The sequence below is a fragment of the Comamonas sp. lk genome, assembly GCF_900564145.1.
GTDB lineage: Bacteria > Pseudomonadota > Gammaproteobacteria > Burkholderiales > Burkholderiaceae_C > Comamonas.
In genome coordinates this window covers 218,868-233,233 of record NZ_UOOB01000001.1, presented here as the reverse complement: position 1 = coordinate 233,233, position 14,366 = coordinate 218,868, and the positions used below count along the sequence as shown (strand labels likewise).

Genomic DNA, 14,366 nt, shown 5'->3' with positions numbered 1-14,366 from the left:
GTAGGGTGTGCGCACCCCGGAGGCAAGCTTTTGGTATTTCATTGGATCCGGGAGCCTTTCTGATGCAACGTCGTCATTTCATTCACACCGCTGCTGCAGCCGCCGTGGTTTCCTCTTTGCCTGGTCTGGCTATGGCCCAGGATACTTCGCGCGCTCTGCGCATCGTCGTGCCTTTCCCCGCCGGTGGCGCTACCGACATGGTTCCCCGCAACATGCAGGACGTGCTGCCCAAGCTGCTGGGCGGCCAGGCCGTGGTGATCGAGAACAAGGCCGGTGCAGGCGGCTCCATCGGCATGGCTGAAGTGGCCCGTGCCACCGACGGCGTGACCTTCGGCATCGCCACCCTGTCCACCCACGGCGTCAACCCTGCCGTGTTCAAGAAGCTGCCTTACGACGCCACCAAGGACTTTGTGGGCGTGACGGAAATCGTCAAGGCTCCGGGCGTGATCGTGATCAACCCCAAGCTCATCCCCGTCAAGACCTTTGCCGAATTCGTGGCCTACCTCAAGGCCAACCCCGGCAAGGTGTCCTATGCCACGCCTGGCAACGGCACCATCGGCCACATGTGGGGCGTGCAGTTCCTCAAGAGCACAGGCACCGAGATGAACCACATCCCTTACCGTGGTGCCGGCCCTGCCATCAACGACGTGCTGGGCGGTCAGGTGCCCGTGTACTTCGACCAGGTTGCGGCCTCTCTGCCCCACATCAAGGCAGGCAAGATGCGCGCCCTGGCCGTGTCCTGGCACGAGCGCCTGGACGTGCTGCCCGATGTGCCTACCTACGCCCAGACCGGTCATCCCGACCTCAACGATCCTTCCTGGTTCGGCCTGGTGGCCCCCAAGAACACGCCTGCCGCACAAGTGGAACGCGTGCAAAAAGCCATCGTCGCCGCGCTGCAGGACCCCGCAGTTCAGCAACGCATGGCCGCGCAAGGTCTGTACCCTTCGGGCACCTCTAGCGCTGCTTTCACCAAGCAGATCGCTAGCGAAGTGGCCAAGATGAAGAAGGTGGCTGCTGCCGCCAATATTCAGATCGACTAAAAGTGATAGCTGCTAGCCCATTTATTGATTGGGCTAGCAGTCGATTTCATTGAAAAAGGCCTGCATTGCAGGCCTTTTTCTTGGTGGCTCGCTTGGGCTTTACTTGGGGCAGGAGCGCAAGGCCTTGGCTTCCAGATTTTTGCCCAGCAAGGCCGTCACTTCCTGCTTGAAGCTGGCCGTGGCCTTGGGCAGACGCAACGCATAGGTGGTCAGCTCGGCGCGCTCCTGCACCACACGGGCGGTGCGCACGCCCTGGCGCGCAAACGTGGCCAGCTGGCGCTGTGCGGCCTCTTCGCTGGAGAAACGCCCTAGGGACAGGCCGGGCTCCAGAGCGCCGCCGGCACGGTCAAATTCGATGTCCATCAGGCGCAGTTCGACGCGCTTGCGGTCTAGAAACTCGGCATCGGGAAACTTGCCCATGTACACCATCCAGCGACCGCCCTGATGGCTGGGTATCAGCTCCCACTGGCTCTTGGGCTTGGCGGTCAGGGCGCGGCGGATATGGCCGACCTGGCGCTCGTCAAGATTGCTGGCCAGATAGCAGCTCTCGGCCTCCTTGGTGTCTGCTTTGGCTTCGGGCCTGGGCTCGGTTTTTGGCTCGGTCTTGGGGGGCTTTGAATCCTCTTGAGGTTCTTCTTGCGGCTTGCTTTCAGCTTCTGTGACCGGCTTGACTTCAGGGAGCAGGGCTGGAGCCGGGACTTCACCGGGCGGCAGCACGCGCAGGGCGTCGGGTTGAATCTGCTGCTGCAGGCGCTGGGGTTCGGATTGAGTTGCCGGCTGTGCGCCCAGCGCAGCCAAGTGGCCGTGGCTCCAGAGGTAATAGCCGGCATTGGCCAGTACCAGCAGCAAAAAAACAAGTCGCAGCATGGTTCAGGCCTGCAGCGGGCTGCTGGCCGGGCGCACGCTGATCTCGGAGCTGGTCACCGCCTGTACGCCGCTGGCGGTGCGTACCAGAAAGCCGCCATCGGCAGCCACGCCCTGGGCCAGACCGGTGCTGCCGTCGCTGAGCACCACTTCGCGTCCGGCCAGCAGATCGCGCTGGGCAAAGCGCGACAGCAGGGGCTCGAAACCGCTCTGGGCAAAGCTTTGCACCTGGGCCACCAGATTGGGCAAGATGCAGGCCAGGGCCGTGGGCGCATCCAGCGCGGCATCGAACTCCTGCAGGCAGGCCGGCGTGGTGCGCATGCCGTCGCCGGGTCGGGGGCGGATATTGATGCCTATGCCGATCACCACATAGCGCGGTGCGTGCACATCGTGCTGATGGCTGCCCACAAAGCTGGCCGTTTCGATGAGGATGCCGGCCAGCTTGCGGTCGCCTTCCAGCCACAAATCATTGGGCCATTTGATGCCGATTCTGGGAATGCTGCTGCCCGCGGCCGGCAGCTGGGGCTGCAGGCTCTCGGCCACGCTCAGGCCAACGGCCAGAGACAGGCCAGACCAGTCCCTGGGCGTCAGGGGCAGGCCCAGAGAGAACATCAGCGAATCGCCCACGCCGCTAACCCATTGGCGGCCCAGGCGGCCTCGACCGGCCGTCTGCTGCTCTGCAATCAAGAGAACGGGATCGGTCTGGCCGTCGCGCGCACGGCGCATGAGTTCGGTGTTGCTGGAGTCCACGCTGGGCAGAATTTCCACGCTGAAGCCTGGCAGCTGGGGGGCAATGTGCTGCCACAGGGCTTCGGCATTCCAGTGAATGGGCTGAGTCATTTCAGTTGTCCATAAAGTGGCCTGCATCAACGCAGGCGGCTAAAACAAGCATGCCCCAGTTCAGAGTTGCCCGGCAAGGGCGGCCCCGCAGCGAAGGCACCGTCCCCCTGCGTGAAGCAGAGAGGGGCATCAAGGGACGCTATTGATCCCCAGGCATGGGCGGGCGCCAGCCGCGCTTGGGCGCGAGCATGGTGCCCCGGCAGTTGGATGCTCCGCACCAGCAGACATATTCGGCCTTGAGCTTGGGCGTGTAGCGCTCTTCCACCATCAGGCCGTAGTCGTAGTTCAGCTCTTCGCCGGCTGCGATATTGCGCAGCGCCACGATGAAGATGCGGCCGTCTTGCTCGTCGGTATAGCAATTGGGTCCGCAGCTGTGATTGATCCAGCGCGAGGAATTTCCCTGGTGCGTGGCGTCGATCACATGGTCTTCGTCCACATGGAAATAAAACGTGTGGTTGGGCTGGCTGGGGTCGTGCGGGTGGCGATCCTGTGCCTCCTGCCAGCCAATCACTTCACCCACGTACTCAATAATCGTCTCGCCCTCGGCAATATCCTGCACGGCGAAAACGCCTTTGCCATGCACGCCGGAGCGTCGAGTCTGGATGCGACGGCCCCCAGAAGGGGCCAGGGATGTGCGGGGCATGATTTCTCTGATACTTTGAATATGCACACATGTGCGCGTACGCGCGCGTGAGAAGCGGATTGTATGAGCCTGAGCGCCACACCGGAGCGCAGGCGGTTAAAGACGACGAGAACAAACAATGACTAAAACCCTGGTGATTGCAGAAAAGCCTTCTGTTGCACAGGACATCGTCCGTGCACTGACCCCTGTGGCAGGCAAGTTCGAGAAACACGATGACTACTTTGAATCGGACAGCTATGTGGTGACCAGTGCGGTCGGCCATCTGGTGGAGATTCAGGCGCCCGAGGAATTCGACGTCAAGCGTGGCAAATGGAGCTTTGCCAACCTGCCGGTGATTCCCCCGCGCTTTGACTTGAAGCCCGTGGACAAGACCAAGACGCGTCTGAACGCCGTGGTCAAGCAGGCCAAGCGCAAGGATGTGACCGAACTCATCAACGCCTGTGACGCGGGCCGCGAAGGGGAATTGATCTTTCGTTTGATCGAGCAATACGCAGGCGGCGCCAAGGGCGGTCTGGGCAAGCCCGTCAAACGCCTGTGGCTGCAGTCCATGACGCCGCAAGCCATCCGTGACGGCTTCAACAATCTGCGCAGCGACGCGCAGATGCAAGGCCTGGCCAGTGCCGCGCGCAGCCGCTCCGAGGCCGACTGGCTGGTGGGCATCAACGGCACGCGTGCCATGACGGCCTTCAACTCGCGTGACGGCGGCTTCTTCCTGACCACGGTGGGCCGGGTGCAGACACCCACGTTGTCGCTGGTGGTGGAGCGCGAAGAAAAGATTCGCAAATTCATCGTCCGTGATTACTGGGAAGTGCACGGCACGTTCGACGCCCAAGCCGGCCAGTACCTGGGCAAGTGGTTTGACACGCAGTGGAGGAAGAGCGAAGACCCCGAGGCCCGGGCCGACCGTCTGTGGAACAAGGCCCAGGCCGAAGCCATTGCCGCCGCCGTCAAGGGCAAGCCCGCCACGGTGACGGAAGAGAGCAAGCCCACCACGCAAGCCTCGCCCCTGCTGTTCGATCTGACCAGCCTGCAGCGCGAGGCCAACGGCAAGTTCGGTTTCTCGGCCAAGACCACGCTGTCCCTGGCCCAAAGCCTGTACGAACGCCACAAGGCGCTGACCTATCCGCGTACCGATTCTCGCGCCCTGCCCGAGGATTACCTGCCCGTGGCCAAGCAGACTTTCGACATGCTGGCCACCAGCGGCATGCGCCATCTGGCGCCGTTTGCCCAGCAGGCCATCAACGATAACTACATTCGCCCGAGCAAGCGTATTTTCGACAACAGCAAGGTGTCGGATCACTTTGCCATCATCCCCACGCTGCAGGCGCCATCGGGCCTGTCCGAGGCCGAGCAAAAGCTGTACGACCTGGTCGTGCGCCGCTTCATGGCCGTGTTCTTCCCCAGCGCTGAGTACCAGGTCACCACCCGCATCAGCAAGGTGGATCAATACAGCTTCAAGACCGAAGGCAAGGTGCTGGTCAAACCGGGCTGGCTGGCGATTTACGGCAAGGAAGCCGCCAACGAGGTGGAAGACGCCAAGGAAGGCGACAAGGGCCAGCCTCTGGTCGCGGTGAAGCCCGGCGAGCAGCCGCGCACCGACCATGCCGATGTGAAGGGCCTGAAAACCAAGCCGCCCGCACGCTACTCCGAAGCCACGCTGCTAGGCGCCATGGAAAGCGCCGGCAAGCAGATCGACGACGAAGAGCTGCGCGAAGCCATGCAGGAAAAAGGCCTGGGCACGCCTGCCACGCGCGCGGCCATCATCGAAGGTTTGCTGACCGAGAAATACATGTTGCGCGAAGGCCGCGAGCTGATTCCCACGGCCAAGGCCTTTCAGCTGATGACGCTGCTGCGCGGCCTGCAGGTTGAGGAGCTGTGCCGCGCCGATCTGACCGGTGAGTGGGAGTTCAAGCTCTCGCAAATGGAAAAAGGCCAGCTCTCGCGCGAAGCCTTTATGCAGCAGATTCAGGCCATGACCGAAAAGCTGGTCAAGAAAGCCAAGGAATACGACCGCGACACCATTCCCGGTGACTACGCCACGCTGCAAACGCCATGTCCCAACTGCGGCGGCGTGGTCAAGGAAAACTACCGTCGCTACGCTTGCACGGGTGCCAATGGCTCCAGCGAAGGCTGCGGCTTCTCGTTCACCAAATCGCCTGCCGGCCGCACCTTTGAAACCGCTGAGGCCGAGGCCTTGCTGCGCGACCGCCGCATCGGCCCGCTGGAAGGCTTCCGCTCCAAGGCCGGCTGGCCGTTCACGGCCGAAGTGACCATCGTTCGCGACGAGGAGAACGGCAACTATAAGTTCGAGTTCGACTTTGGCGACGACAAGGAAGAAGAGTCCGGCGAAATCGTGGACTTCTCCGGTCAGCAGTCTCTGGGCCCATGCCCCAAGTGCGGCTCGTCCGTGTTTGAGCATGGCGCCAACTATGTCTGCGGCAAGGCCGTGCCTACGCAGGAGCAGCCCACACCGAGCTGCGACTTCAAGAGCGGCCAGATCATTTTGCAGCAGCCCATAGAGCGCGAGCAGATGATCAAGCTGCTCTCCACCGGCAAGACCGATCTGCTGGAGAAGTTCGTCTCCAACCGCACCCGCCGCAACTTCAAGGCCTTCCTGGTCTGGGATGCGGCTGCGGGCAAGGTTAACTTCGAGTTCGAGCAGCGCGAAAGCAAGTACCCGGCTCGCAAGACCGCCGGTGCTGCTGCTACCAAGATTGCAGCTGCTGGCGCAAGCAAGACGGGCGCTGCAGCCAAAAAAGCGGCTGCAAAAACCACCAAGGCGGCGAGCAAGACGGCTGCCAAGACTCCAGCCGTCAAAAAGCCCCGCACCGTAAGCGCCACGCTCAAGCCCAGTGCCGAGCTGGCTGCGGTGATCGGCGGCGAGGCGACATCGCGCCCCGAAGTAATCAAGAAGCTGTGGGACTACATCAAGGCCAACGGCTTGCAGGACGCCAAGGACAAGCGCGCCATCAACGCCGATGCCAAGCTCAAGCCCGTGTTCGGCAAGGATCAGGTCAGCATGTTCGAACTCGCCGGCATCGTCGGCAAGCATGTGAGCTGATCAGCCTACCGGTGCGATCAAGCCCCGTGCAGCCGTCTGAGCTGCACGGGGCTTTTTTGTGCCCGGCTGTGCCGCTCGATGCTGCCCATGCCTGCCCGCTGCTTTTTCTGGGTGACCTTTGCGACACAGGCGCTACTCGGCAATCAGCTATAAATCTTGTTATGCAACTGAACGACGATCTGCTGGCGACCTCGGTCGCAACCGCTGAGGCCCCAGACCTCAGCCGCCCCATTGCCCTGTCTGGTGCTTCCAACTTCCGCGACCTGGGCGGTTACCGGGGGCTGGACGGGCGCAGCCTGCACTGGCGCAAGCTGTATCGCTCGGCCCATCTGGCTCACCTGACGCCCGAGGATCTGGCCCAGCTCCAAACCCTGGGCGTCAAGCGCAGCGCCGATTTTCGCGGCTCGGGCGAGAGCCTGCATTTGGCATACCAGTGGCCCAGCATTGCCCGCCATGCCCTGGTGGTGGAGCCCACCGTGGTGCAGCGTGCCCAGGCCATGATGAGCCAAGGCGAGGAGCTGACGGCAGGCACCACCGAGGAGCTGATGCACGACACTTACCGCAGCTTTGTGAACGTTTACGGCCACCGCTTTGCGGAGTTCTTTGCCCTGCTGCAGGTCAGCGATGAGCCGCTGGTCTTTCATTGCACGGCCGGCAAGGACCGCACGGGCTGGGCCGCCTTGCTGCTGCTGACCGCACTGGGTGTGGATGAGCAGCAGATCATGGAAGACTATCTGCTGACCAACCAGCTGTTCAAACGTCCGGCGTCGATGTACGGCAACATGTCCGAAGAGGTGCTGGACGCCTTGTGGCGGGTGCAGCCTTCCTATCTGATGGCCTCGGTCGATGTGGTGCGCGCGCAAAGCGGCTCGGTGGACCGCTATCTGACCGAGGTGCTGGGTGTGGACCGTGCCGCGCGCGAGCGCCTGGCGCAGCTGTATCTGGAAGCTTGAAGAAACTCCTGATTCGATAGCTTCATACGTTTGATTGCATTGATCTTGAGCACAAATTAAGCCAAGTTTTGAGTGTGTTTACACTCTGAAATACCCCAGATTCGTTGCGCCGACCTGGGGTATTTTTCCAGGGGTTACCATGGGGCAATGGTCCCGAATATCGAGTCGGGCGTACTGGAGAGAGACATGCGAACCTGGATTTCATTGGCAGCCGCCGCCTTGCTGACGGCCGCACTGACCGCCTGCTCAGGCACCACCCCCACACAATCGGGCCAAAGCAGTCAAAGCGGCGTCACGGTGTTTGGCACCATCGATACCAACATCAGCCACACGCGTTAAACACCGCTGCGGCTGTTGCTGCAATTGGACAAGCCCCATAAAAAAAGCCCCACCGGCAACCATGCAGGCGGGGCTTTTTTGCGAGCGTATGGCGAGTGTTTACTCGCCGTGTGCGGCGATTTCGGCGTTCACCTGGGCATGGGTTTTCTGCACCTCGGCCGAAGGCGCTTTGCCCAGCAGGCTGACCACGATAATGGCCAGGCTGGACAGTGCAAAGCCCGGCACGATTTCATAGAGCTTGAACCACTGGTAGTTCTGCCAGACCAGCACCGTCACGGCGCCCACGATCATGCCGGCCAGGGCGCCGTTGCGCGTCATGCGGCCCCACAGCAGCGACAGCAGCACCAGCGGGCCGAAGGCCGCACCAAAGCCGGCCCAGGCATTGCTGACCATGCCCAGCACCTTGCTGTCCGGGTCTTGCGCAATCACGATGGCGATGACGGCAATGGCAAACACCATGGCGCGGCCGAACCAGACCAGCTCTTTCTGGCCGGCCTGCTTGCGCAAAAAGGTTTTGTAGATGTCTTGCGTCAGGGCGCTGGAGCAGACCAGCAGCTGGCAGGACAGGGTGCTCATCACGGCGGCCAGCACGGCAGCCAGCAGCACGCCGCTGATCCAGGGGTTGAACAGCAGCTTGGCGACTTCCAGGAACACGGTTTCGGCGTTGCCGTTCACGCCCACGGCCAGATCGGGGCGGCTGCCGAAAAAGGCGATACCGAAAAAGCCCACGGACACGGCGCCACCCAGGCACAGCACCATCCAGCTCATGCCGATGCGGCGGGCATGGGGAATGGTCTTGAGGGATTCCGCCGCCATGAAGCGCACCAGGATGTGGGGCTGGCCGAAATAGCCCAGGCCCCAGGCCAGCAGCGAGATCACGGCAATCGCCGTCTGGCCCTGGAACATGTCGAAGGCACCGCTGCGGGCGGTCGCGATGATGGCCGTGCTGGCGCCCACGCCGCCGTCGGCGTAGATGACCATCAGCGGCGCCAGAATCAGCGCCGTGATCATCAGCGAGGCCTGGATGGTGTCCGTCCAGCTCACGGCCAGAAAGCCGCCGATGAAGACATAGGCCATGGTGGCGATGGCGCCCACCCACAGGGCGGTCTGGTAGTCCATGCCGAACATGCTCTCGAACAGGCGGGCACCGGCCACCACGCCCGAAGCGCAGTAAATCGTGAAGAACACCAGAATCACCATGGCGGTGACGATGCGCAGCAGATTGCTGCGGTCTTCAAAGCGGTTGGTGAAGTAGTCGGGCAGCGTCAGCGCATTGCCCACTTTCTCGGTATAGACGCGCAGGCGCGCCGCCACAAAACGCCAGTTCAGCCAGGCGCCCAGGCACAAGCCTATGGCAATCCACGAGGCCGACAGGCCTTGCACGAACACGGCACCCGGTAGGCCCATCAGCAGCCAGCCGCTCATGTCCGAGGCACCAGCCGAGAGCGCGGTGACCACGGGCCCCAGGCTGCGTCCGCCCAGAATGTAATCGGAGAGGCTGGAAGTGGCTTTGTATCCCATCCAGCCGATGGCAAACATGGCCAGCAGGTAGATGGCGAAGGTGACGAGCGTTGGTGTATTGGCGGTCATGGAGGCTCCGGTTCGGCGCGGCACACTCCACGGTAGTGAGGGCGCGCAAGAAGGCCTCGCACAGGTGAACCGGATAGGTCGCACAGGGCAAGGCCAGGCCGGTATTGGAACAGCTTCTCAACAGCCCAGTAGGACAAAAGGCTGCAGGCGCGCCTGCAGCCTGGCCCTTTGTCGTGAAATCAAGCGCTTACTGCGGTGCTGCCGGGACGGGTAACGGAGCCAGGGGCGGCAGTTGCGTGCCCACATCGCTCCAGCCGGGCGGCGTGGACGACCCCGACTGCGATGGCGTCGAAGACGGTAGCGGAGAGGGTGGTGCAGACGGCGGAGCCAGACCCGGGCTGGTATCCAGATCCGGGCCGTCCTGACCCTGAGCCGGCGTCGGCGCTGCCGGAGCGTTGGAAGAGGGCAGGGCGGGCGTGCTCTCCTCAATCTCCACCGGGGTGTCGGCGGGCTGCGGCCTGGCGGGTGGCGGGGCCTTGCCCTCGTCCTTGCCGGCGTCCTCATCGGTTCCGGCCCATTGCTGCAGCTTCTCGCGCAGGCGGTCCACCAGATTGCCCCACCAATGGCTGGACTCGGGTTGGACAAACTGGGCCTTGGCATTGAGCAGCGGGCTGGCCAGCGCGCGGTGCATGAAGTCGCCCACCATGGGCAGGGCGCTGCGCGCACCCTGGCCCCAGAGATCGCTCTTGATGGTGATGCGCGCATCGTTGAAACCGGCCCAGGCACCGGTCACGATCTGCGGGTGCATGAGGATGAACCAGCCGTCGGCATTGCCCTGGGTGGTGCCGGTCTTGCCGGCCACATCGGCGCGTATGCCGTACTGGCGGCGAATGGCGCGGCCCGTGCCTTTGTCGATTACGCCGCGCAACATGTCCACCAGGGCGTAGTTCTCTTCCTCATCCCAGGCCTGCTGAGGCTTGGGTGGGGCAAATTCGGCCAGCACTTCGCCGTCGGAATTCTCGATGCGGGTGACCAACTGCGGCGGTATATAGCCGCCTTGGTTGGCCAGGCTGCCATAGGCGTTGACCATCTCCAGCAGCGTGACCGGGCTGGCGCCCAGAGCCAGGGCCGGAACGGCCTCCAGCGGGCTTTGGCGTACGCCCAGGCTTTGCGCCAGCTTGATGACGGAGGTCGGGCCGACTTCCTGCATCAGCTTGGCGGTAATCGTGTTCTTGGAATAGGCCAGGGCGTCCTTGAGCGTGAGTTCCACGCCCGTGGGGGCCGAGGCATCGGAGGGGCGCCAGATCTCACCGCCGGGCAGAGCGATTTCCACCGCCTCGTCCCGGCGCTTGTCCTCGGGCTTTAGGCCGTCCTTGAGGGCGGCGCCGTAGACAAAGGGTTTGAAGGTACTGCCGGGCTGGCGGCGCGCCTGCGCCACATGGTCGAAGGCATCCAACGCATAGTCGCGGCTGCCCACCCAGGCCAGCACGGCCGAGGTGCGCGGGTCCATGGCCACAAAGCCGGCCTGTATGCGCGTCTTGTCCGTGCGCAGCTCCTTCATGAAGCTCTTGTCGGCCAGCAGTTTTTTGACGACCTCCTGCTCGCTCAGGTCCTCGGTCTTGGCGCTCTTCATGCGTTTGCGAAAGGCATCGCTTTCGCGCACCAGCTGCACCACCAGCGGGTTGTTGGCATTCCAGCCGTCGGCGTGGTTCCAGTTGTTGTTGGTAATGCCTTGCAGCGTCTGCATCTGGCGGTTCACCGCCTGCTGGGCCCAGTTCTGCAGGCGCGAATCCAGCGTGGTGCGCACGATCAGGCCGTCGGTGTAGATGTTGTAGTCGTTCTTGTCGGCCCAGGCGATCAGCCATTTGCGCAGCTGCTGCGAAAAATGTGGGGCCATGCCCGTGGGCTCTTCCTGGCGCTCGAAGTTCAGGCGCATGGGGCGTTTCTTGAGGCGTTCGAACTCATCGTCCTTGAGCTCGCCGCGCTTGACCATCTGTGCCAGCACCGTGTTGCGGCGCGAGATGGCGCGGTCCGGATTCATCACCGGGTTGTAATAGGCATTGCCCTTGAGCATGCCCACCAGGGTGGCGCTTTCCAGCACCGAGAGCTTGGCCGCCGGCTTGTCGAAATAGGTGCGCGCCGCCATCTCTATGCCATAGGCGTTGTAGAGAAAAGGCACGGTGTTCAGATAGGTCTCGAGAATCTCGTCCTTGGTATAGAGCGCCTCGATCTTGAAGGCCGTGATGGCTTCCTTCAATTTACGGTTGAGGTTGCGCGCCCGGCCGATTTCCGTGGGGTAGAGATTGCGCGCCAGCTGCTGCGTAATGGTGGAGCCGCCCTGCGGATTGCCGCCCAGCGTATGAATCATCGAGCCCACGGTGCGCGTGAAATCCATACCGTGGTGCTGGTAGAAACGGTGGTCTTCGGTAGACACCAGCGCCTTCACCACCGAGGGCGAAATCTGCGCCAGTGGCACCCACTGGCGGTTGCTGCGCTTGAACTCGCCGATCAGCTTGCCGTCGGCGCTGAGGATTTGCGCCGGCTGCTCCAGCTTGGCCTTGCGCAGGTCGCTGATGCTGGGGGTGAAGGGAATCAGCAGCAGCACATAGAGCAGGGACAGGGCCGGCACTGCCGCCGCAAACCACAGCCATTCACGCCCTGTGGGCAGGCGGCGCCACCAGGGCAGATCGGCAATGCGCTGGCCCAGGGCGCTGGCGCGCCAGCGCATCCACAGCGCAGCTATGGAGGCCACCAGTTTTTCTTTGAAATCGTTCACGGACAGGCGCACGGAGCAGGGCAGCACTGGGCTGCGGATTGGCGAAAGCGCAAAGAATGCCCAAAATCAAGGCAGTTTGCTTGGGGTGGCGGTCTTTTCTACGCAGACAGCCCCGGTATTTTGCGGGCTCGGCTCTGGCGGGTGGCAAAACGGCTTAGCCCGATTGCGGCAGGCAGCCCGCGCGAGCTGTGCCGGTAACAGTGCTTTGCACCATGACGTAAGCTTGTCGCTTCACATCAGCCCAAACGGGAGGGCCGCATGAGCAGCACAGCACAAAGCGTTTTCGACTTTGAAGCCACGGACATCAAGGGGCAGAGCGTGCCCCTGTCGCAGTACCGGGGCAAGGTATTGCTGATTGTCAACACGGCCAGTGCCTGTGGCTTCACGCCGCAGTACAAGGGGTTGCAGGCCCTGCATGAAAAGTATGCGGACCAGGGCCTGGTGGTGCTGGGCTTTCCCTGCAATCAGTTTGGCGCCCAGGAAAAAGGCTCGGACGATGAAATCGCCAGCTTTTGCGAGCTAAACTTTGGCGTGAGCTTTCCGCTCATGCACAAGATCGAGGTCAACGGCGATGGCGCTCACCCGTTGTACCGCTGGCTGTGCAGCGAAGCGCCGGGCGTGTTGGGCACCAAGTCCATCAAGTGGAATTTCACCAAGTTCCTGATCGCCCGTGACGGCCAGGTGGTGCGCCGTTATGCCCCCCAGGACAAGCCGGAAAAGCTGGCCGAGGATATCGCAGCGGTGCTGAGCTGAAGCAGTTGAATTTTCTAAAACAATAGCGGCCAGCGCTTGTTGATCAAGGGCTGGCCGCTGTTTTTTCATGCATGTGGCCTGAATGCGCCGCCCGCTGTCAGGCGATGCCGTCCAGCGTCAGCACATCGGTTTCAACGCACACGCCGTTGTCCAGGCTGGTGCGGAGCACAAAGCCCTCGTCAATGGCCACCAGCTGCACGCTGTCCACATTCTGGCCCTGCTTGCCTTGCGGGCCGTCGAAGCTGAAAAAGCCGCGCAGCGGCAGCTCGGCAGCGCATTCCATGTCGGTATTTGCGTGCTGCTCCAGCAGCCACTGGCGGGCAGAGCGCAGCGTGGCGGCCACGGGTTGGAAGGCCTGGGGGAAGTCGATGTGCGCGGTGCGCGTGGTGTCGTCACCGCTCAGTCCGTCAAATTCGCCAATGGTGTAGAAGGGCAGGGTAAAGCTATGGATGCTCATGGGTTTTGCTATTAAAAAGGTTAGCGCTACGTCCGTATATCAAGCATTACCGGCGAGTTGGACTGAAGTTTTTAGCTCGGTGCCGTGACGGGACTGCATTGTGCTGGATGCTGCGCCGTCCAAAAAGGAAACAGCACGTGCAGGTGAATGGCAGGCGCCCGGCGCCAGGCCCTGCCGCTATTCCTCACCCATGGCTTTGAAGGCCGTCGCCAGATGATCGAGCAGTGCCCGCACCGCAGGCAGCTGCCCCCGGCGCGAGGCATAGACGGCGTGGATGATCTCGGCACGCGGCTCCCAGCCCGGTAGCACCTGCACCAGCGTGCCGCTGCGCAGATCGTCGCGTACAAACATGCTGGGCAGCTGCACCACGCCCACGCCGGCCATGGCGGCATCGCGCAGCGCCAGCATGGATTGCGTGACAAAGCGCGGGCTGTGGCGTATCTCGGCACGGTTGCCGTCGGGGCCGTAAAGCTGCCAGCGATGCGCTTCCTGTGGCGTGCCCATATCCAGGCTGGGCCAGTGCGATAAATCCATGGGCCCGGCCGCCTGACCGCATTGCTGCAGCAGCGCTGGTGCGGCCACCAGGCACTGGCGGCGTTCGGCCAGCGTGCGCAGTACCAGATCGCTGTCCTGCAGCGGCGGCGGGCGCACGCGAATCGCCAGATCCAGGCCTTCGGCCACCACATCCACCCGGCGATTGGTTTCATCCACCTGCAGCTGCACACGCGGGTGCTGCAGCATGAAGTCGGCCAGCATGGCGCCCACGCGTGCGGCCAGCAAGGCCACGGGGCAGCTCAGGCGCACCAGGCCGCAGGGCTCGGACTGGATCAGCGCCACCGACTCCTCGGCGGCCTCGGCCTCGGTCAGCATGGCGCGGCAGTGCTCGTAATAGCGTTTGCCCACCTCGGTGACGGCAAAGCTGCGGGTGGAGCGCAGCAGCAGCTGGACGCCCAGCCGCTCCTCCAGCAAGGCCACGCGGCGGCTGAGCTTGGACTTGGGCAGACCCAGGGCGCGGCCTGCAGGCGCAAAACCGCCGTGTTCCACCACCTGGGCAAAGTAGTACAGCTCGTTGAGGTCGGGTAGTTTCATTGTTTCAAAAATAGAACTCTG

General features: G+C 62.9%; 12 protein-coding genes. 5 read left to right on the top strand and 7 right to left on the bottom strand.

The genetic code is table 11. The features are described from left to right. Nucleotides 1–62 precede the first annotated feature (62 nt). Nucleotides 63–1,040, top strand: a complete 978-nt coding sequence (locus EAO39_RS01040) for a tripartite tricarboxylate transporter substrate-binding protein (RefSeq protein WP_120970551.1) — start codon at nt 63–65, stop codon at nt 1,038–1,040. A gap of 99 nt (nt 1,041–1,139) precedes the next feature. On the opposite strand, the gene EAO39_RS01035 is transcribed toward EAO39_RS01040, so the two are convergent. The 3 genes from EAO39_RS01035 to EAO39_RS01025 all read right to left on the bottom strand — a co-directional run bounded on the left by EAO39_RS01035 (nt 1,140) and on the right by EAO39_RS01025 (nt 3,387). Further along, nucleotides 1,140–1,907: an SPOR domain-containing protein gene (locus tag EAO39_RS01035; RefSeq protein ID WP_120965408.1), complete on the bottom strand. Its 768-nt coding sequence runs from the start codon at nt 1,905–1,907 to the stop codon at nt 1,140–1,142. A gap of 3 nt (nt 1,908–1,910) precedes the next feature. Next, the gene (locus EAO39_RS01030) at nt 1,911–2,744 is read right to left on the bottom strand and encodes a biotin--[acetyl-CoA-carboxylase] ligase (protein WP_120965406.1); all 834 of its coding nucleotides are present in this window, start codon (nt 2,742–2,744) and stop codon (nt 1,911–1,913) included. 139 nt (nt 2,745–2,883) lie between these two features. Further along, nucleotides 2,884–3,387, bottom strand: a complete 504-nt coding sequence (locus EAO39_RS01025) for an SET domain-containing protein-lysine N-methyltransferase (protein WP_120965404.1) — start codon at nt 3,385–3,387, stop codon at nt 2,884–2,886. A 118-nt stretch (nt 3,388–3,505) separates the two neighbouring features. Between EAO39_RS01025 and EAO39_RS01020 the strand changes: the two genes are divergently transcribed. The 3 genes from EAO39_RS01020 (at nt 3,506) to EAO39_RS22415 (ending at nt 7,740) form a co-directional block, all read left to right on the top strand. Next, complete coding sequence (locus EAO39_RS01020) at nt 3,506–6,448, top strand: DNA topoisomerase III (protein ID WP_120965402.1); 2,943 nt, start codon at nt 3,506–3,508, stop codon at nt 6,446–6,448. 161 nt (nt 6,449–6,609) lie between these two features. Continuing rightward, nucleotides 6,610–7,401 (top strand): tyrosine-protein phosphatase, encoded by a 792-nt coding sequence (locus tag EAO39_RS01015; RefSeq protein WP_120965400.1) that lies wholly within the window; start codon nt 6,610–6,612, stop codon nt 7,399–7,401. Nucleotides 7,402–7,587: 186 nt separating this feature from the next. Beyond that, nucleotides 7,588–7,740: a hypothetical protein gene (locus EAO39_RS22415; protein WP_162989464.1), complete on the top strand. Its 153-nt coding sequence runs from the start codon at nt 7,588–7,590 to the stop codon at nt 7,738–7,740. A 99-nt stretch (nt 7,741–7,839) separates the two neighbouring features. Here EAO39_RS22415 and putP read toward each other — a convergent pair whose 3' ends face one another. Both putP and EAO39_RS01005 read right to left on the bottom strand, forming a co-directional pair. Further along, nucleotides 7,840–9,330: a sodium/proline symporter PutP gene (gene putP / locus EAO39_RS01010; protein ID WP_120965398.1), complete on the bottom strand. Its 1,491-nt coding sequence runs from the start codon at nt 9,328–9,330 to the stop codon at nt 7,840–7,842. Between the two features lie 187 nt (nt 9,331–9,517). Beyond that, nucleotides 9,518–11,998, bottom strand: a complete 2,481-nt coding sequence (locus tag EAO39_RS01005; RefSeq protein WP_120970549.1) for a transglycosylase domain-containing protein — start codon at nt 11,996–11,998, stop codon at nt 9,518–9,520. 306 nt (nt 11,999–12,304) lie between these two features. On the opposite strand from EAO39_RS01005, the gene EAO39_RS01000 reads away from it, so the two are divergent. Next, nucleotides 12,305–12,799 (top strand): glutathione peroxidase, encoded by a 495-nt coding sequence (locus EAO39_RS01000; RefSeq protein WP_120965396.1) that lies wholly within the window; start codon nt 12,305–12,307, stop codon nt 12,797–12,799. Between the two features lie 97 nt (nt 12,800–12,896). Here the strand turns inward: EAO39_RS01000 and EAO39_RS00995 are convergent, their stop codons facing one another. Both EAO39_RS00995 and EAO39_RS00990 read right to left on the bottom strand, forming a co-directional pair. After that, entirely contained in the window at nt 12,897–13,256 is a 360-nt protein-coding gene (locus EAO39_RS00995) for a hypothetical protein (protein WP_120965394.1), read from the bottom strand. A 177-nt stretch (nt 13,257–13,433) separates the two neighbouring features. Then, complete coding sequence (locus tag EAO39_RS00990; protein ID WP_120965392.1) at nt 13,434–14,345, bottom strand: LysR family transcriptional regulator; 912 nt, start codon at nt 14,343–14,345, stop codon at nt 13,434–13,436. Between the last annotated feature and the right edge of the window lie 21 nt (nt 14,346–14,366).

Coding starts and splice junctions, on each gene's coding strand:
- EAO39_RS01040 (WP_120970551.1), top strand. CDS start 63: ATGCAACGTCGTCATTTCATTCACACCGCTGCTGCAGCCGCCGTGGTT.
- EAO39_RS01035 (WP_120965408.1), bottom strand. CDS start 1,907: ATGCTGCGACTTGTTTTTTTGCTGCTGGTACTGGCCAATGCCGGCTAT.
- EAO39_RS01030 (WP_120965406.1), bottom strand. CDS start 2,744: ATGACTCAGCCCATTCACTGGAATGCCGAAGCCCTGTGGCAGCACATT.
- EAO39_RS01025 (WP_120965404.1), bottom strand. CDS start 3,387: ATGCCCCGCACATCCCTGGCCCCTTCTGGGGGCCGTCGCATCCAGACT.
- EAO39_RS01020 (WP_120965402.1), top strand. CDS start 3,506: ATGACTAAAACCCTGGTGATTGCAGAAAAGCCTTCTGTTGCACAGGAC.
- EAO39_RS01015 (WP_120965400.1), top strand. CDS start 6,610: ATGCAACTGAACGACGATCTGCTGGCGACCTCGGTCGCAACCGCTGAG.
- EAO39_RS22415 (WP_162989464.1), top strand. CDS start 7,588: ATGCGAACCTGGATTTCATTGGCAGCCGCCGCCTTGCTGACGGCCGCA.
- putP (WP_120965398.1), bottom strand. CDS start 9,330: ATGACCGCCAATACACCAACGCTCGTCACCTTCGCCATCTACCTGCTG.
- EAO39_RS01005 (WP_120970549.1), bottom strand. CDS start 11,998: ATGCGCTGGCGCGCCAGCGCCCTGGGCCAGCGCATTGCCGATCTGCCC.
- EAO39_RS01000 (WP_120965396.1), top strand. CDS start 12,305: ATGAGCAGCACAGCACAAAGCGTTTTCGACTTTGAAGCCACGGACATC.
- EAO39_RS00995 (WP_120965394.1), bottom strand. CDS start 13,256: ATGAGCATCCATAGCTTTACCCTGCCCTTCTACACCATTGGCGAATTT.
- EAO39_RS00990 (WP_120965392.1), bottom strand. CDS start 14,345: ATGAAACTACCCGACCTCAACGAGCTGTACTACTTTGCCCAGGTGGTG.